Here is an 18307-nt window from a genome sequence, read left to right as displayed (position 1 = left end):
GATCAATTTCCTGCTTCCACGGAAAAGGCGCTGCGGCCCAGGCGGGCCACCGGGTTTTTCAACCGGTCGATGCGGGCGCGGTGCGTGCCGGGGGTCGGATAGGCGGCGAAGACGAAGGCGCCCACGGCATCCTCTTCCTCACCGGTGACCGTGTATTGAAGGGTGCGCTGCGGGGAGAGTTCGAAGGAACGCACCCGCACACCGGTGGGCAAGGCCAGCATGATCTGCGACTTGTCCTTGAACCATTGCGCCGATGCCAAATTGGAAACAGCGGCCAGCGCATCCTCATCCATGGCAAAGACCAGATCGACGGCGACAGGCGCGTCGGCATTGGCGTCCATCGCCGCGGAAATCTTCACCTGCTGGGTATCAATGGTCGGTAATCCGCTGCCGCACCCGCCCAACGAGAGGCCGAGAATCAGGATTACCGCCGTCGTCGCAGCTTGTGTGAAAGACCGGCACCGGGCAGCGGTCAAAACCACAGCAATCCCCTTGTCGCCCATTCGGGACTATGGCTTCCGACCTCTCCGGAAGCGGTAATTCATAGTACCCCAATGAAATTCTGAATCTCCAGAATATTGGCGAAACAAGGGGTTCGCGCGTTCAACCTAAGGCCGTCTCAGGCGGGGTCCTTGGGCGTGGTTTTCGACTTGGGCTTCAAGGTTTTGATGGTTTCCATCAGTTTCTGCCCCAACACCTTGATTTCCTCACGCAGAGTCCGCAGCAGACGTTTTTCCATCGCCTGCATGGCATCGGCCTGACGGCGCTGCTCCTCGGCCAACTGGCCGATCTTTTCCATCAGCTCCGCATGATTTGGGGCGGGAATCGGAGAGGTTGTGGCGGAAATCCTAGGTTCTGTGCTTGCGACGACCGAAAGCCTGGGAGGGTTGACCGCAATCGGCAGCGGCTCTACCGCTGCGCGAATCGGAGGGTCGTCCAACCAGACCTGAATCGTAGCATATGAGACTGAAAGCGCATCGGCGATGCGGCGATAGGACCATCCCTGCTTACGCAGCCGTTCGGCGATCTCACGCCGGCGGCTGACGGTCGCATGACCATCCACCTTGACGCCATTGGCCTCGGGCAGGCCGGCGACGATGGTGATATTGCCATTGGTGCGTTCGCCCATGGATCAGGGTCCATTCCATATCGGCGCACCCGTGGCGCGCCTTTGGCATCGTATCAGAAACAGACCGATGACCGCAGCCAAAGATCGCAGAAAGGCGATCATGCCTTCTGGCAGTTGGCCTTATCCTCGCTCAACCCCCGGCAGATCAGGCCGGTGCTGGTCTTGAAGCTGTTATCCGGGTTGCGGCGCACGGCGACGCGGTTGGAAAACTGTACCCATCCAGCGCTGCCCCAATGGGACCGGATGCCGTTGGAGAAGGCCAGGGTCCCATCCGGAAACTTCACGACGGAGGTTCCGTCCTTGAAGGTGATGCGATCCCTATCCAGGGTCACCACCTGCTTGTTGGAACAGAGCACCATTTCCTCCGTCCCCTGCTGGCGCGTACAGACCAGCGGTTCATTGCCGCCCGCCAGCACCATCGCGAAGATCGTCACTTCCAGCACATTTAACGGCATCGCCGCCTCTCCCCCTCTGCACCCCTGGGGCCACTATCCTAAATCCGGGCCAGAATGAAAATACGCCGGAAGGGGAAGAGGGTACTGCCATCGGCCTCCACCGGATAGGCATCGCGCAGGGCAGCACCATAGGCCGCATGGAAGGTTATCGCCTGATCGGGCGGCAAACGGCTGGTCACCGGCAGCAGGGCCGTGGCCGACACCCATTCCAGTACCGGATCATCGCCTTCCAGCACCTGCAGGTAATCGCTGTGCCAGATATCGATGCTGCGGCAATGCGGGTGCAGGACGCGCCAATATTCGTCAGGCCGCAGCACGGTGCCATGGTCCAGCGCGCCCGCCAGGGCCTCGCGCCACGGTTCCCGCCCCGCCAGACCGGCCAGCAGCCGGTGCGACGGGGCCGCGAAATTGTCCGGCATCTGCACCGCCAGCACCCCGCCCGGTGCCAGAAACCCCGCCAGCCGCGCGAACAGCCTGGGATGATCAGGTAGCCAATGCAGGGCGGCGTTGGAAAAGATCAGGTCGGGCGGTGCGTCGGGCTGCCATTCCCCGATATCGCCCTGCCGCCAGAACACGCGTGAGGCCGCGCCCGCCGCCTTGGCCAGCATGGCGGCATCGCTATCCAGACCGGTGACGGTGGCCGCCGCAAACCGGTCGGCCAGCTGCCGCGTCAGATAGCCGGTGCCGCAGCCCAGATCGGTGATGGTGTCGGCCATGATGTCGGGAAGGGCCGACAGAAGGTCCTGCCCCGGTCGTTCGCGCAGGGCGCGATAGCGTTCATAGAGATCGGGGTTCCAGGCCAAGGCATCCTCCCGCTTCGCATCAGGCCGCCATGGTGGCGCGAAGCGGGAGACCCGGCAAGCACTCCCGAATGCTCAAGCCGCCGCCGCTTCCGCCACGGGCATCTGACGCGCCAGATGCGCGCCCAGGCGCAGGGACAGGGCCACGATGGTCAGCGTCGGGTTGGCCCAGCCGGAGGTGGGGAAGATTGAGCTGCCGGCCACGAACAGGTTCTCCTTGCCCCAGACCTTGGCATTGGCATCGACCACGCCGGTGGATGGATCGGCGGACATGCGGGTGGTGCCGATATGGTGATGGCCGCCTTGAAGCACATCATGATGGTCGCCATCATCCGCACCCGTGGGCCAGGCATCGGTCCCGTCCAGCAGCCAATTATCCAGGGTGATACGCCCCAGGCCGGTACGGGCCAGTTCCGCCCCCACCAGTTCGGTGACGGCATGGGCCGAGCGCTTGTCCAGCGGCGACAATTGCCAGTCCAGATCGGCCCGGCGCTGTCCCAGCATGTCGCGCGCCTGCGACAGGCGCACGCGGCTGTCGGGATTGGGCGCCTGCTCGCCGCGCACCAGCAGATAAAGCGCCTTGGGCTGCGCGATCAGGGCGCGGCGGCGGACATAGCGGCGGAACAGGTTGCCCGGCACCGTGGGCAGCACGGGCAGCAGCCGCATCAGGTTGCGCCCCGCCCCTTCCGGCCACCATTGCCCCTTCTTCCAGGCGGCGTTCAGTTCGGTGGCCGCATCCGTCACGCCGGCCAAGGACCGGTAATAAAGCGCGATGGAACTGTTCAGCACGCCCAGTTCCGCCTGCTTTTCCGCCGACAGGACCAGGGAGGGGCAGAGCGGGGGCATGTGGCGCGGATAGGTGGTGCGCAGCTGTTCCAGCAGCCGGACCGGATTGTCGGTCTGCACCCGCGCCGTCCGGCATTTGGGATGCTCCATGAAGAAGCGGCCGACCAGATCGCGGCCATTGCCGATGCCCGCCTTCTCCACATCGGTGGAGGCCAGAAGCAGGCGCGCATTCTCGATCCCGCCGGCGGCCAGCACATAATGGCGGGCCCGCACCCGGTGCCGCACGCCCGATGGCGTTGCCAGACGCAGGCCGGTGACACGGCGGGCGTCGCCAGCCACATCGATATTCACCACGGTGCCACGCAGCAGGGTGCGCACGCGCGGGCTGGCCTCCAGCTCGGCGCGGAATGCCTCCCCGAACCGTTGCGCCTTCATGCGCCAGAACCGGGTCTGCACCAGGGCCGGATCAAAGCCGGGATCATCCAGCCCCGCCTCCAGCCACAGATCGTTGAACTTCGCCTCCCCCACGCCGCACAGTTCGGCGGCCAGCTGGTAATCGCCGGCCAAGTCCGTCGCGGTCACGGGCCAGCCACTATGCGGGACCCAGGCACGGCGTTCGAAATCGATGGGGTCCAGCGGCACGCAGCGCCCCGACCACGTCGCCGTGGTCCCGCCCAGCACGCGGTTGCGCGTCACATCCAGCGGGTAATAGGGCAGGCCCACATTCTCCCCGCTGTTCAGGCTTTGCAGTTCCGCCTCCAGCGTCGGTCCGCCGCTTTCGATCAGGCAGACATCGGTGCCCGCGCGGGACAATTGCAGGGCCAGCGCAATGCCGGCGGCACCCGCACCGACGATGGCGACATCGGCGGCGAATTCCTGGTCGGGCGGCAGGGACAGCAGATCGATCAACATGATGGCACGTCCGGGTTGGCTCTATCCTGTTGTTTACGCGCCAGCACCGGCCTTATTCCCTGCGTTGCCAAAATTTTTGCGGCAGCGCAGCATGACACCCCATCCCAGGAAAATTTTGCACGGCGCGGGAATAGGTGGGGCCAAGCGGCGTATATGCTTGAAACACCGCAAACCAAATGATGGGTCCCTGGCCGTGCTTCCCGATATCACCCGCCATATACCGGCCCTGCGCCGCTATGCGCTGGTGCTGACCCGTGATCCGGGGCAGGTGGAGGATCTTGTCCAGGAAAGCCTGGCCCGCGCCCTGGCCGGCAGCCGCACCTGGCGGCCCGGATCGGACCTGCGCGCCTGGCTTCTGTCCATCACCCACAATACCTTCATCTCCGGCTGGCGGCGCGAGCAGGTGGCGCGCACCGGCCTGGAACAGGGGGCGGAGCTGGTGCCGGCACCCATGGCCGCCGCCCTGCCCGACCTGCGGGTGGAGGCACGGCAGGTGGTGGAACGGCTTCTGGCCCTGCCCGATGGCATGCGCGAAATCCTGTTGCTGGCCGTCGTGGAGGAGATGAGTTATCGCGAGATCGCGGATATGCTGAACATCCCGCTGGGCACCGTCATGTCCCGGCTGGCCCGGGCCCGGCAGGCCCTGCGGCAGCAGGCGGGCGACGGCCCCGCCACGCCCGCCGAACGCCGTGCATCCTTCAAGCTGGTGGAGTAGGCCGATGCATCCGTTCGACCCGATCACCGAGGATGACCTGAACGCCTATATCGATGGCGGCCTGGACACGCGCCGCCGGGCGGAGGTGGAGCGCTGGCTGGCCCAATACCCGGACGAAGCGGCGCGGGTGATGGCGGAGCTGGGCGATGCCGACCTGCTGCGTGAGGGGCTGGGCGACAGCGGCTTCAGCACCCCGCCGGATGGGGAGACACGGCATCTGGCCGGGCGTCTGCGCCGCCGCCTGATCTGGCGCGGGGCGGAGCATGTCATGCAACGCGCCCTGGTCATCGTCCTGTGTCTGGCCGCCGGTTATGGCATCAGCTGGCTGCCCATCGGCGCACAGCACTCGGCAGAGGCGGCCCATATCGTGCCCCTGTTCGCGGATGAAGCGGCGGAGGCCTTCCGCACCGCCATGAAGGAAGTGCGCACCGACCAAAGCTTGGCCTATCCCACACCCGAGGTGCCGGCCCGTCTGGCCGCCATCGATGCGGCCCACCCGCTGCCCATCCCCGATCCGCCCAGCCAGCGCTGGCGTCTGCTGGGCGCGCAGCTGGCGGCCTGGGACCGGGGCGACGCGGTGCAGGTCTTCTGGCGGCACGAAACCAAGGGCACCGTCATGCTGTTCGTGACGGAGGACGGGGTGGACCCCGCCGAACCGGCCATGGCCCCCACCCTGGGCCATACGGAGGAAGGCGACGTCATCTATTGGCGCTCCGGCCCCTATCTCTACGCCCTGCTGGGCACCGCCGACACCAAGGCCCTGGAACGCCTCGCCAACCTGATCGCCCGGCCCAGCCCGCAATGATGGCGGGGATTGGCCCCTTCCAAAAGTATGATAAATAGGCGCAAACTGAATGGTGGGGCTCCCAATCCCCCGCCCTACCCGTGCCTATTGCTGATGGAACCGCAATGATCCCCGCCCCGTTTCAGACCCTGGTGCGTGTTGCCAAGGATACGCCCGGCGTGCCGGTGACCCTGGCCGATTTCAACCCCACCTTCCTGCCGCGTTTCTTCGCCTTCGCGGCAGAAAAGGCGCGAGGGCGCTATGCCTTCTGTCTGGTCAATCCAATGGGCCGCGTGGTGCTGTCCTACGCCGACCCCTGTACTGTCCTCACCGCCGACCGCACGGCCCTGGGCAAGGCCATGACCGCTGTCCAGATCGGTTATGGTTCTGACATCTGGGGCGATGGTTTCAACCCGCAACTGGCCGGCATGCCGGGCCTGTGCGCCTATAAGGGATCGCGCGCCTTGCTGGTGCCGGCGAGCCCTTATCCGCTCTATCTTGGTTGCCTGGGTGTCAGCAGCGGTGCTGCCGGCGATGACGACCCGCTGTGCCAGATGCTGGCCGATTTCATCCTGACAGAAGCGGCACGGGGGCCGGGCAGCGTCGTGGCGCTGCAATAGCCTCCCCACGACCTAGAACCAGCCCGAAACAGGCCCCGCCCCCGAAGCGGGGCTTTTTTTGCGCTCGGCAATCGCGTGGCCCACCTTCCCGCTTTTCTAATTATGAAATTTGTTTTATTTATTCTTCCCGCCGCCCCATGCACCATCGCGCACCAGGGGCCGGACAAAAGCAGCCCCGCGAAAGGGGCCGATCCATGGGAAGGAAAAATCAATGAAGCAGGCAGTTGTCCGCCGTCACGTCCGCGCCGCCCTGTTGACAGCGCTGGCGCTCGGTTTTGCCACCCAGGCTGGATGGGGACAGGCGCATCAGGGGCTGGGCGGTTCCGGTGGCCTTGGACCCGGCGGCTACGGTCCCTTCGATGCACAATTCCCCGCCGGCGGCGACGGTCTTGCCAAGCCCAAGCTGGACGAAAAACAAAGCCCCGGCGCACCGGTGCCGGCGAACGCACCCTGGACGCTTTATGGCTGGGTACAGGCCGAAGCGGCGGGCAAGGGCCTGTCGCTGTTGGGCGGGTTCGCCACCGCCGACGGCACGGCCCCCGCTTGGTTCCTGGCTTTGTCCGATGGCAAGCCGGCGGTCGTGGCGGGGTTCAAGACCATAAGTGGCGGCAAGGCACTGTCCCCCGGCCAATGGGCCTTCCTGGCCGCCAGCTTTGACGGGGCCAAGGTCCGGCTCCATGTCGATGGACGGGAAGTCGCCTCGGGCGATGCCGCCACCCCGGCGGCCATGGCGCAGTTCATGCTGGCCCCGCGCCGCAGCCGCACCGCCGCCTTCGTGCCCGCCGGCACCATGCCGTTCGCGGGCCGTCTGGCCGGCTTCTCTGCCCTGCCCCGCGCCCTGTCGGCCAGCGATATCAAGGCCCTGGGCGGCAGCGCCCCCGCTATCGACCTGACCAATTTCGAAACCGGCGCCCCCAGCTGGCCCGTGCAGGTGCGGCAGATGTATGGGCAGGTGGCCCCGCAGGACCCCTGGACCCGGCCCAAGGCCAAGACAGGGTTCAGCCAGCCTGTCGCCAAACCCATCATCGATACCCCGGCCCTGGCCTCGCTGGGCAATGGTGAATGGGTGCTGGGCGCCTGGAAGCTGGTGGAGGCGCCGAAGCTGCGCGATGGCGGCCCCGCCCTGTCACGCCCCGGCTATGATGCCAAATCCTGGTATGCGGCGACGGTGCCGGGCACGGTGCTGACCACCCTGGTTGATCGCGGCGTCTATCCCGATCCTGACTTTGGCCTGAACAACCTCGCCATCCCGGAAAGCCTGAACAAGCAGGATTACTGGTACCGCAGCGAATTCACCGTCCCCGCCGATCAGGCCGGCAAGCGCCTGCAATTGTCCCTGAATGGCGTGAATTATCAGGCGGAAGTCTGGCTGAACGGGCAGAAGCTGGGCAGCATGAAGGGCGCCTTCATCCGCGGTCGCTTCGACGTGACGGGCATCGCCAAGCCGGGCCAGGCCAATGCGCTGGCCATCCGGGTCAGCCCCCCGCCGCGCCCTGGCCTGCCCCATGAGGAAAGCCTGACCTCCGCCGTGGGGGAGAATGGCGGCATCATGGCCCTGGACGGCCCGACCTTTGTGGCGTCCGAAGGCTGGGACTGGATACCGTCGGTGCGTGACCGCAATACCGGCCTGTGGCGCAACGTCACCCTGTCGGCCACGGGCGATGCCCGCCTGGGCGATACGCAAGTCATCACGTCCCTGCCCAAACAAGATAATTCCGTCGCCGATATCAGTGTCAATGTCCCGGTGGAAAACCTGTCAGGTCAGCCTTTGTTGGCCAGCGTCACCGCCAGCTTTGACGGGATCAGCGTCACCAAGCAGGCGACCATTCCCGCCGGGGGCGGCACCATCGCCCTGTCGCCCGCCGAATTCCCGCAATTGTCGGTGAAGAACCCGAAACTCTGGTGGCCCAACGGCTATGGCGAGCCGGCCCTGCACCAGATGAAGCTGGCGGTGTCGGTCAATGGTCAGCCATCGGACAGCCAGGAACTCCGCTTCGGCATCCGCGAGGTCACCTACGAATTCTCCTTGATGGATCAGAAGGGCGCGCTGCGCCGGGTAGAGGTCGACCTGACCGACGCCCATTCACGCGGGGAGAAGATCATCGACGTCACGCATGAGGGCATCCGCAAGGTGCCCGACGGCTGGGCCGCCTCGCTCTATCCCGGTGCCGAAAACTCTCCCGCGGTAAAGCCGGTGGACGCCGCGGAACTGTCGCCGCACATGGTGATCAAGGTGAACGGTGTGCGCATCGCGGCACGCGGCGGCAATTGGGGAACGGATGATTGGCGCAAGCGGGTGGCCAAGGACCGGCTGGAACCCTATTTCCGCCTGCACCGCGACGCGCATGTGAACGTCATCCGTAACTGGGTCGGCCAGAATACGGAGGAGGAATTCTTCGAACTGGCTGATGAATATGGCCTGATGGTGCTGAACGATTTCTGGGCCTCGACCCAGGATTATCAGCTGGAGCCTCAAGATGTGCCGCTGTTCATGGCCAACGCCACCGACACGGTCCGCCGCTATCGCAACCATCCCTCCATCGTCCTCTGGTTCGGGCGCAATGAAGGCGTGCCGCAGCCGATCCTGAACGAGGCACTGGACACCATGATCCGGGCCGAAGATGGCACCCGCCACTATACCGGCTCGTCGAACCGCGTGAACCTGGCCGGCAGCGGCCCCTATAATTACCGCGAGCCCGACAGCTATTTCACCGAACATGCGCAGGGCTTCTCGGTGGAGGTGGGCACCCCCTCCTTCCCCACCATGGAATCCCTGCAGGCCGCCATGCCGGAGACGGAGCTGTGGCCTATTTCCGACAGCTGGGCCTATCATGACTGGCACCAGACCGGGAATGGCGCCACCCAGACCTTCATGGATGCCATCAGCGCCAAGTTCGGCCCCGCCAGCAGTTTGGCGGATTTCGAACGCAAGGCGCAGATGCTGAACTATGAGGGCTACCGTGCCATCTTCGAGGGCATGAATGCCGGTCTGTGGACCAAACATTCCGGCCGCATGCTGTGGATGACCCAGCCCGCCTGGCCCAGCACCATGTGGCAGATCCTGTCCCATGATTACGACACGCACGGCGCCTTCTACGGCATGAAGAAGGCCTCTGAACCGGTGCATGCGCAGCTGGACCTGCCCGACCATCGCATCACCGTCGTCAATAATACCCGTGATGGTCTGTCGGGCCTAACCCTGACGGCCCGCACCCGTTCCTTGTCGGGCAAGGCGCTGGGCGACCGCACCGCGACCCTGGATGCCGGGGCCGGCGCTGTCGCCCATCCCTTCACGCTGGACCTGAAAGGCCTGCTGGCCACGGAAAAGCTGGTGCTGGTCAGCCTGGAACTGACCGATAAGGCCGGCAAGACCTTGTCGCGCAACGATTATTGGGTCGCCGCCGACACCGCCTCACACCAGCGCCTGAACGAGCTGCCCACCACCCCCGTCACCCTGTCCGCCAAGGGCAAGGTCGGGGCGAATGGGGAGGTGGCGCTGGATGTGACCCTTTCCAATGGCGGGAACAGCCCGGCCCTTCTGGCCAAGCTGACACCGCAGAAGGCGGGCGGGACCCGCATCCTGCCGGCCTATGTCAGTGACAATTACGTGACCCTTATGCCGGGTGAGACGCGGCACATCGCCGTGACCTACCCGGCCAGTGCCGCGGGAACGGGCGCACCCACCCTGTCCCTGCGCGGCTGGAATATCCAGCCGGCCAGCGTCAGCGTGACGATCACGCCCTGACGCGCTTTGACGGGGCCCGGCCTTCCATCCCGGTCGGGCCCCGCTTTTTTTAAGGATTCTGCTGTCCCTGCGGGGACCTGGAGATGTTGTTTCGATGATCAGGATCGGTGTGGATTTCGGCGGCACGAAAATCGAAGTGGCCGCCCTGTCGGAGGAAGGGGAATTCCTGTCCCGTCTGCGGGCCCCCAATCCCGGCGCCTATGATGCCGCCATCGAGACGGTGCGTGACCTGATCGCGCAGACAGAGGCGGCCATCGGCCCCGCGACCAGCATCGGGCTGGGCGTGCCGGGCAGCGTCAATCCCGCCACCGGCCTGATGCGCAACGCCAATTCCACATATCTGAACGGGCGCGACTTCGCCTCCGACCTGTCCGCCGCCCTGGCCCGGCCCGTGCGGCTGGCCAATGATGCCAATTGTCTGGCTTTGTCTGAGGCGGTGGACGGCGCCGCCGCCGGCGCCGCTGTCGCCTTTGCCATCATCATCGGCACCGGCTGCGGGGGCGGGCTGGTTGTGAATGGCAGGCTGGTGGAAGGGGCCAATGGCATTGGTGGCGAATGGGGGCACATGCCCTTGCCCTGGCCCACGGCGGCGGAGCTGCCGGGTCCCGATTGCTGGTGTGGGCAGCGTGGCTGCCTGGAAACCTGGGTATCGGGTACCGGCCTGCGCCGGGACCATGCCAGTGTCACCGGCCACGACCAGCCCGGCGAATGGATCATCGAGGCGGCACGCCGCGGCGATGCGGGCGCCAAGGCGGCACTGGACCGCTATATCCACCGGCTGGGCCGCTCCATGGCGGTGATCGCTAATATCGTCGATCCGGATGTTTTCGTGCTGGGCGGCGGCCTGTCGAATGTGGCGGAGATCTATGAGGGCCTGCCAAGGGTCATCGCCGCCCATGTCTTCTGCGACACCTGGAGCGCGCGGATTCTGCCAGCCCGCTGGGGCGACAGCTCCGGTGTGCGGGGTGCCGCCCGGCTCTGGCTTTCCTGACAAAAAGGCAGGTATCCCATGACCCGTTCCCTCGCCTGTGATCAGGCCACCCTTCGTCGCGACCGGCTGGTGGCCTGGCTGGTCGACCATGCCTATCCGCTTTGGTCCCGGAAGGGACAAGGACCGGATGGCAGCTTTCATGAAAAGCTGGATCAGGGGACGGGTCATCCCGTTCCCGGCGCCCGCCGCGCGCGGGTACAGCCGCGGCAGGTCTATGCCTTTGCCATGGCGCCATCTTTCGGCTGGACCGGTCCCGCCACCGATCTGGTGCGCCGGGGCCTGGATGCCTATCTGGCACAGTATCGCCGGCCCGACGGCCTGTTCCGGGCCTCCGTCACCATGGATGGCAGACCGCTGGATGACGGCCCGGCGCTCTATGATCAGGCCTTCACCCTGTTCGGGCTGGCGGCGGTCGCACCGGTCTTGGGCGATATTGCCCGTCTCCATGGCGTTGCCGTGGGCTTGCGTGATCTGCTGATCGCCCAGTGCCGCTATCAGGGCGGCTTCACGGAGTTGCCGCAGGGCACGCTCCCCTTGCAATCAAACCCCAACATGCATCTGTTCGAAGCGGCCCTGGCCTGGGAAGCGGTGGGGGGTGACACAAGCTGGACCCGCATGGCCGACGGCATCGCCGAACTGGCGCTCAACCATTTCATCGATGCCGATACGGGTGCCTTGCGCGAATTCTTCGACGCCGACTGGCACCCGGCACCCGGTGTGGCGGGCCGCATCGTGGAGCCGGGGCATCAGTTCGAATGGGCCTGGCTGCTGCTGCGCTGGGGCCAGGCACGGCAGCGGAACGATGCGGTGCAGGCCGGCCTGCGACTTTTGGAGATCGGAGAAAGACACGGTGTCGATCCCGCCCGCAATGTAGCTTTCAACAGCCTGCTGGATGATTTCTCCATCCATGACCATACCGCGCGCCTCTGGCCGCAGACGGAGCGGCTGAAGGCCGCCGTGCTGGCGGCGGAAATCATGGGACAGACCGATTTCTGGACCCTGGCCAGCCATGCCGCCGATGGTCTGCTACGCTATCTGGACACGCCGATACCGGGCCTGTGGTGGGACAAGCTGTCTGCCGATGGCCTCTTCACCGATGAACCGGCCCCGGCCAGCAGCTTTTACCACATTGTCTGCGCTGTGGCGGAGTTCGACCGGGCTGTGCGCGCCGTAGGCAACTAAAGTATTTATGTAAGCGAACAACAAAAAGCCCCGGTGGATTTCTCCAGCGGGGCTTTTGATCATAAACTTGGATGCGGGGGCGCGCCTCGACCGATGGCATGACAATTTATCCGTGAACATTTGACCCGGTAATTCATCCTCATGGTTATCACCTTATGCCCGGATTGGGGCTGGAAGCGGACGGACAGGTTTTGGCGAACGACCCGCGCAGAGCTGACACCCGTAACGCGCTGGCTACAACTGGGCCGCTGGGCGCCCGGTCGCTTTCGACGCAGCAGGGAGCTTTGCCTACTTCAAATAGTATCTTTGCCAAGCCCCCATTTGGAATGCGAGCGGAAAGCTCCACTTTCGGCACAGCCGAACGCGCGGTGAGATTAGGCCATCAACAACCCTGGGGGGTAGACGTGCATTTGGCGGAACTCAGGATCAGGAACTTCAGGCGAATCTCGGACGCTACGCTGAAATTCCGGCCCGGCATGAATGTCATCGTCGGCCCCAACAACATCGGCAAGAAAGCAGTGGTAGATGCGCTGCGAGCGTTATTGGCGGGCGCTGACGATCCCTATCCGAGTGAATAAATTGTATCGGAAAGGCGTACTTAATGTGGCGTTCATCCCTCCCGTATTGAAGCTCCAAGCCGCCGCCAGCTTCTGACATCGGCGGCCTGGCCTCGATGAATATCTCGAACCGGCTCAGCAGCCAAAGTCGTCGAACGCAATCCGGTCGCGGGGAATGCCCAACCTGTGGAGCACCTCCAACGTCGCCTTCAGCATGGCTGGCGGACCACAGACCAGGAAGTCGCAGGATCGCAGGTCGCGGTGGCGGGCCAGGTACTGGGCCCGGACAGCCTCGTGCACCATGCCTCGGTGCCCATGCCAGTCGTCACCGGGGGTCGGCTCGGAAAGCACGACGTTCCAGGTGAAACCGGTATGTTCCTGCTGCAACCGTTCGAATTCCTCCCGGTACAAAATGTCCTTCACGGAGCGGGCACCGTACCAGTAGGTGATCCGGCCCTTGCAGTCCTTGCGGAGCAGTTCGTCACGAATGATCGCCCGCAGCGGGGCCATACCGGCCCCGCCCCCGATCGCCACAATCTCCCGGCTGCCTTCCCGTGCCGCAAAGTTGCCGTAGGGGCCGAAGAACCGGACCTCGTCGCCGGGTTGAAGTCCGAAGACATAGCTTGATCCGGCGCCGCATGGGATCGCGGCCGGATCGGGGGAGGGCATGAAGCGCACGTTCAGGACGATCTCGTTCAGCAACTCGCCTGGGTGGGTCGCCATGGAGTAGGACCGGCGAAGGCCGCCCTGGTGACTGATGGCCTCCGGAACGGCCAGTTGTCGCCAGTCCGCCCGCCAGCACTCGGGTACGCCGAACCGGTCCGGTCCGGTGCTGTAGGCCGGGATCGCCAGTTGGATGAACTGGCCGGCACGGTAGGTGGGCATGGTCCCAGCCTTCATACGCAGCCTCACTTCCTTGATCGTGGGGCTGAGGAAGCGGGTGCCGGCGACCTCCGCCCGGAAGCCTTCACCATCAAGCGCCTGGTCGGGAACCGTGACGGTGCTGCCGGGCACGACCTTGTGCCGGCAGGCAAGGCGGCAGCCTTGCTCCAGGGCACGAAGGGGGATGTGCTGGCGGTCGGCATCGCCCACCGGCGCACCGGCAAGGGTGACCTGGCACAGGCCGCAACTGCCGCCGCCGCCGCAATTGGACGGCAGGGTGATGCCCGCACCGGCAAGAGCGTCGAAATAGGACGCCCCTTCCGGCAGCGTCAGCGCCCGGACGGTGCCCGACGCCGTGCGCAGCGAAACTGGAACGCCCTGTCTGCGCAGCCGGCGCGTCACCCGCGATGGTTGGAAATCCTGCCGTCCGAAACTGTCATAGACCAGGAACAGGCCGGTGACCGCCAGCCATGCCGTAGCGACAGCGGCCAGGATGATCAGGGGGTGGTTGAAGCTTTCCCGCTCCCCGTAATCCATGATGTGCAGCATCCAGGCGATGTCCCAGAGCCGCCAGGCATCATTGCGCCGTTCCAGCAGCCGCCCCGTTTCGGCAGAAATATAGAGCGTGGTGTTGTCGGCATCGGCAAAGGCGACGCGCCATATCGCCCCTTCATGTTTGCGGGTTTCCAGGTTCGGCCCGGCCAACCATTCCACGCCTGCGACAGGGGCAGCACCGGCATAATCAGCCGTCGCGACGCGGCGTGCCACGTCCTCAGTTACAGACACGCGCGACCCATCGCGGGCCGAGAGGAGGTGAACGCCTTTGGCGGTGTGAACCTCATAGACGAAATCGTCCAACAGCGGCCGCAGGCGCAGGGCGACGACCGCGCTGCCGGCAAGGTGCGACCGAACGTCCGCCAATGGCAGAAAAGGCGTGTCCGTCGGCAGAAGCAGCGGTGCAGCGGCCCGGCGAGTGTGGTCGCCCATGACGTCGTGATGGTTGATCAGGGCCATTGTCGCGCCGCTTGCCGCCCATAGCGCGAACTGCAAGCCGATCAGCAGGCCGACCCATTTGTGGAACCAACGGAGAGTCTGAAGCATCAACGCCTCCCCATCTGGGCCATGGTCGCCTTGCGGCGACGAAAACTGTAGAAGAGCAGCCAGATACCGCTGCACATGGCGACGACGGCCGTCAGCGTCGCGACCCGCAGCAGCGTGTTGTTGACGTCCTCGCGCTCTACATAGTCCATGATGTGGAACATCCAGACGAAATCGAAGAGCCGCCAGAGATTGTGCCGGCGTGCCAACAGGTCCCCGGTCGTTGGTGACAGGTAGAGGGTATGGTCATTCCAGCCATCGAACCGCACCTGCCAGACCGGCGCGGCCCGGCCCCGGATTTCCGATGGCGCCTCCGGCAGCAGGCTGGCCGACTGGATGTCCGAACGGCCCGCATAGAGGCCGAGTGCCACCTTGCGCGCCGCCGCCTCGTCCAGGGGTGGGTTCTCCACCCCTGTGACCGCACTCACCAGTACGGTGCTGGCGGACCGTTCGACCACGTAATAGGGCTGGTCCAGCAGCATCTTCAGCCGCACGCCGCGGACATCGCCGTACGTGTGGCGGATATCGTCCATCTCGACGCGCACCCGGTCCAGCGGCAGGGGTGCCGCGCCATGCGGGCGGATGAAATGGTCACCATGGATGATCTCGATCGGAACCGCGACCATGTACAGGCCGCTGACCGCCCAGATCACGGCCTGGATGCCGATCAGCAGGGCCAGCCACTTATGTGTCTTCCTGGCAATGGAAGCCGGATGCATTCACGCCTCCAGGGACGTTTTGGGGTAATACCAGATCCCGGTGAGTAGAACTCATCGGGATCAGGTAAGGCGGCGACTGCCGCCGCGCGCCTCGGGGCGCGTAGCCAAGCCAACGGATGTTGGCGCCGGCGACTGAGGTCCTGGGGATCGGTTGCGATCACCGGGACATGGTACAATAGGGGGGCGCGGCTGACGCCGTGCGCCGATACCGGGTCAGAAGTTGTACGTCACGCGCACGTATCCGCGGCGACCGAGGAGGTCGTAAGTCATGGTGTCGGTATTGCCGTCCGTCCAGCTTTGGATGAACGGTGCATCCCGGTCGAACAGATTGTCGATACCGATTGCGATGCGGGCGCTATCCATTACCGAATAGCCGGCTTGAATGTTGTGATAGAAGACATTCGGCGTCCGGTAGCCGATCGCCGTCGGCGCGGCGTTGAAGTCCGTCGCCTTGCCGATCCATTGCACGGAGTAGGTGGCGTTCCACTTCTCGTCCGACACAGTGCCGCTGAGATTGGAGCGCCAATGCGGGAAGCCACCATTGCCGCCGCCAATGAACCCGTCGAAGATGATCGGTGCCGCACCCTGGAACGGGGTGATGGTATATTTGTCGAGATAGGTGGTGTTCCAGTCGATGACCACACCCAGATCGGCCAGATCGAACTGGTACAACAGGCCGACATCGATGCCGCGCATCTTCTCCCGACCCGTGTTCACCGGCTGGGCTGACAGGTAGTTGATCTCGCCGGTCAGGGTGTTGCGGGTGAAATGCTGCGCCCCGCAGAACGGGTGGGTGAGGCCGGCAGAATTGTAGCAGACCGACAGCTTGGTGGAACCGGGGATGGACCTGATGGCATCCTTGATACGGATGTCGAACAGGTCCGCCGTGACGGTCAAACCCTCGACGAAGCCGGGCTGGAGCACGGTGCCGATGGTGAAGCTGTCGGATGTCTCCGGCTTCAGGTTGCTATTGCCGCCGACGGTGGTCAGCACCGTGTTGCCAAGCTGACGGAAGCCGGCGGGAACGCCGCTGGCCCGGCAGTTGGCCGCCACGACGGAGCCCGACGGCAAGGACGAATAATTGCTGCACGGATCGGTCGTGGTCAGGTTGCCCTCTGACACGCCGCCGAACAGCTCCGGCACGTTGGGGATGCGGAACGCGGTTCCATAGGTAGCGCGGAACCGCAGGCCGTCGACCACCTGCCAGTCCAGGCCAGCCTTGTAATTGTCGGCGCTGCCGAACAGGTCATAGTCGGAATAGCGGGCGGCCGCGTTCAGTTCAAGCCGCTGGGCGAAAGGCAGGTCGGCCAACAATGGCACCTGCAGTTCCAGGTAAGCCTCCTTGGCTTTCACCCGACCGGCGATCGGATCCTGCTGGTTGGTGTTGGCGATGCCCAGAACAGTCAGCGCGTCAGGGTCTCGCCATCCCTTTTCCTCCCGGTAGACGATGCCGGTGGCAAAGCCCAGGTCGCCCGCCGGCAGTTCAAGCAACGTCCCCGTCAGGTCGAAAGTGCCGCTGATCTGCTCGTTCCCGCCGCTGTCGCGGCTGGTATAGAGGATATAGTCCAGAACCTGCGGGGTTAGGTCGCCCACCCCCAGATAGTCGCCGCATGGAATGGCGGCACCGGCAGCACTGCTGCAGGCGCTGGCGTTCAACGTCTGACGGACACGATCCAGGTTAGCAATATTTGTGGAACCGTCCACGCCCTTGTTGCGTCCCCAGTTGAAGGCGGCTTCCCAGCGCCAGCCGTTCCCCAGCGTCCCGTCCAGGCCCAGCACGGTGCGCCAGGTATCGACGTCCTGGTAGAATTCGCGCGGTCCCGGCTCCACCAGACGCCGGCCCTGGATGACCAGCGTCTGCCCGGTCGGGTTGGTGGGATTGTTCGCCGCTACCGTCAGGTTACGCAGCGTGCCCGGCGTGGCGATCTGGTTGGACTGCCGGTTGGTGAACATCAGCTCGCTGAACAGGCGCACATCGTCTGACACGTTCAGGTGCCCGAACATGCTCGCCGATACGCGCTCGATCGGGTTCACCGCATTCAGGAAGGGGTTGGAATTGAAATTGTGCTTGGCGCTGGAATAGGGCTCGTAGAAGTTCCCGTTGCCGCCGGGCGTCTGGTTGAAGTTGATGCTCTGGCCGTTGGGCAGCAGCGCCCGACCGCCGGCGGTGGATGAACTGCCGACGCAGACAAGCTGCCCGCCGCTCTCTCCCAGGCCGCAGGGCTCCCGGTCGGCAAGGTTGACGGAGCCGGACTTGGCGTAGCTGAGTGACGTAACGATGGAACCCTTGTCGCCGGACACCCCCCATGTCAGGTCCGCACTCTTCTCCTCCCCATCGCCTTCGTCGGTGATCCCGTACTTAGCCGAAACCTCGACCCCGTTGAAGTCGGTGCGGGTCACGATGTTCACCACGCCGGCCACGGCATCCGCACCATAGATGGCGGATGCGCCGTCCTTCAGCACGTCAATGCGCTGAATGATCGATACCGGGATCGTGTTCAAGTCGGGTGCGGAGTTGGCGCCGGTGCCGCCGGCCACCACCCGGCGACCATTCAGCAGAACCAGGGTGCGGTTGATACCCAGACCGCGCAGATTGACCTGCGCCGTGCCATAGCCGTTATTGGCCCAATAGGCGTTGGTCTGGTTGCCGGCAAAGCCGGCGCTGGACGGCAGCCTCTGCAGCAAGGTCTCGATGCTGGTCACGCCCGTATTCGCGATGGCCTCCTGCGTCAGCACGGTTGCCGGGCCCAGGCCGGTAATGTCCTGCCGCGCGATGCGGCTGCCGGTGACGACGATTTCTTCCAGCGTCTGCTTGCTGTTCTGCGCCATGGCCGGCACCGTCATGACGCCCGCGGCCAGCGCGGTGGCAAGAAAAAGGTTCCCCGTGAAGTTCTTCATTTGATGTCCCCGTTCCAGGTCGGGCACGGACCGG

15 protein-coding genes are annotated in these 18307 nt (G+C 64.9%); 7 read left to right on the top strand and 8 right to left on the bottom strand.

What is annotated here, in order from left to right; all coding sequences use genetic code 11:
• Positions 1-2 precede the first annotated feature (2 nt).
• From ACODSP_RS02665 to ACODSP_RS02645, 5 genes are all read right to left on the bottom strand, one after another.
• On the bottom strand, positions 3-359 hold the full coding sequence (locus ACODSP_RS02665; protein WP_488964087.1) for a hypothetical protein: 357 nt from the start codon (positions 357-359) through the stop codon (positions 3-5).
• A gap of 260 nt (positions 360-619) precedes the next feature.
• Positions 620-1129, bottom strand: coding sequence for a helix-turn-helix domain-containing protein (locus tag ACODSP_RS02660; protein ID WP_488964086.1), 510 nt, complete (start codon positions 1127-1129; stop codon positions 620-622).
• 98 nt (positions 1130-1227) lie between these two features.
• Positions 1228-1584 carry a hypothetical protein gene (locus ACODSP_RS02655; RefSeq protein ID WP_488964085.1) on the bottom strand — a complete coding sequence of 119 codons (357 nt, stop codon included), beginning with the start codon at positions 1582-1584 and terminating at the stop codon, positions 1228-1230.
• Positions 1585-1622: 38 nt separating this feature from the next.
• Positions 1623-2387, bottom strand: a complete 765-nt coding sequence (locus ACODSP_RS02650) for a methyltransferase domain-containing protein (protein WP_488964084.1) — start codon at positions 2385-2387, stop codon at positions 1623-1625.
• Positions 2388-2459: 72 nt separating this feature from the next.
• Positions 2460-4082: an FAD-dependent oxidoreductase gene (locus ACODSP_RS02645; RefSeq protein WP_488964083.1), complete on the bottom strand. Its 1623-nt coding sequence runs from the start codon at positions 4080-4082 to the stop codon at positions 2460-2462.
• Positions 4083-4275: 193 nt separating this feature from the next.
• Here ACODSP_RS02645 and ACODSP_RS02640 point away from each other — a divergent pair, with 193 nt between their 5' ends.
• The 7 genes from ACODSP_RS02640 (at position 4276) to ACODSP_RS02610 (ending at position 12697) form a co-directional block, all read left to right on the top strand.
• A complete protein-coding gene (locus ACODSP_RS02640; protein ID WP_488964082.1) occupies positions 4276-4797 on the top strand; it encodes a sigma-70 family RNA polymerase sigma factor in 522 nt (173 codons plus the stop codon).
• Between the two features lie 4 nt (positions 4798-4801).
• Complete coding sequence (locus tag ACODSP_RS02635; RefSeq protein ID WP_488964081.1) at positions 4802-5602, top strand: anti-sigma factor family protein; 801 nt, start codon at positions 4802-4804, stop codon at positions 5600-5602.
• Between the two features lie 104 nt (positions 5603-5706).
• Positions 5707-6201: a hypothetical protein gene (locus ACODSP_RS02630; protein ID WP_488964080.1), complete on the top strand. Its 495-nt coding sequence runs from the start codon at positions 5707-5709 to the stop codon at positions 6199-6201.
• A gap of 211 nt (positions 6202-6412) precedes the next feature.
• Complete coding sequence (locus ACODSP_RS02625) at positions 6413-9946, top strand: glycosyl hydrolase 2 galactose-binding domain-containing protein (RefSeq protein ID WP_488964079.1); 3534 nt, start codon at positions 6413-6415, stop codon at positions 9944-9946.
• A 94-nt stretch (positions 9947-10040) separates the two neighbouring features.
• Positions 10041-10937 (top strand): ROK family protein, encoded by an 897-nt coding sequence (locus ACODSP_RS02620; protein WP_488964078.1) that lies wholly within the window; start codon positions 10041-10043, stop codon positions 10935-10937.
• Between the two features lie 18 nt (positions 10938-10955).
• Positions 10956-12119, top strand: a complete 1164-nt coding sequence (locus tag ACODSP_RS02615) for an AGE family epimerase/isomerase (RefSeq protein WP_488964077.1) — start codon at positions 10956-10958, stop codon at positions 12117-12119.
• Positions 12120-12274: 155 nt separating this feature from the next.
• Positions 12275-12697 (top strand): AAA family ATPase, encoded by a 423-nt coding sequence (locus ACODSP_RS02610; RefSeq protein ID WP_488964076.1) that lies wholly within the window; start codon positions 12275-12277, stop codon positions 12695-12697.
• A 114-nt stretch (positions 12698-12811) separates the two neighbouring features.
• On the opposite strand, the gene nqrF is transcribed toward ACODSP_RS02610, so the two are convergent.
• The 3 genes from nqrF to ACODSP_RS02595 form a co-directional block, all read right to left on the bottom strand.
• Positions 12812-14659, bottom strand: a complete 1848-nt coding sequence (nqrF, locus tag ACODSP_RS02605; protein ID WP_488964075.1) for an NADH:ubiquinone reductase (Na(+)-transporting) subunit F — start codon at positions 14657-14659, stop codon at positions 12812-12814.
• Complete coding sequence (locus ACODSP_RS02600) at positions 14659-15375, bottom strand: PepSY domain-containing protein (protein WP_488964074.1); 717 nt, start codon at positions 15373-15375, stop codon at positions 14659-14661. The genes nqrF and ACODSP_RS02600 overlap by 1 nt, the downstream gene beginning before the upstream one ends.
• A 213-nt stretch (positions 15376-15588) precedes the next feature.
• The gene (locus ACODSP_RS02595; RefSeq protein WP_488964073.1) at positions 15589-18273 is read right to left on the bottom strand and encodes a TonB-dependent receptor; all 2685 of its coding nucleotides are present in this window, start codon (positions 18271-18273) and stop codon (positions 15589-15591) included.
• Positions 18274-18307: the final 34 nt, after the last annotated feature.

Source organism: Niveispirillum sp. FG156 (assembly GCF_057809555.1).
Note: the sequence above shows the minus strand (reverse complement) of the source record. Positions and strands in the feature narration are given on the sequence as shown.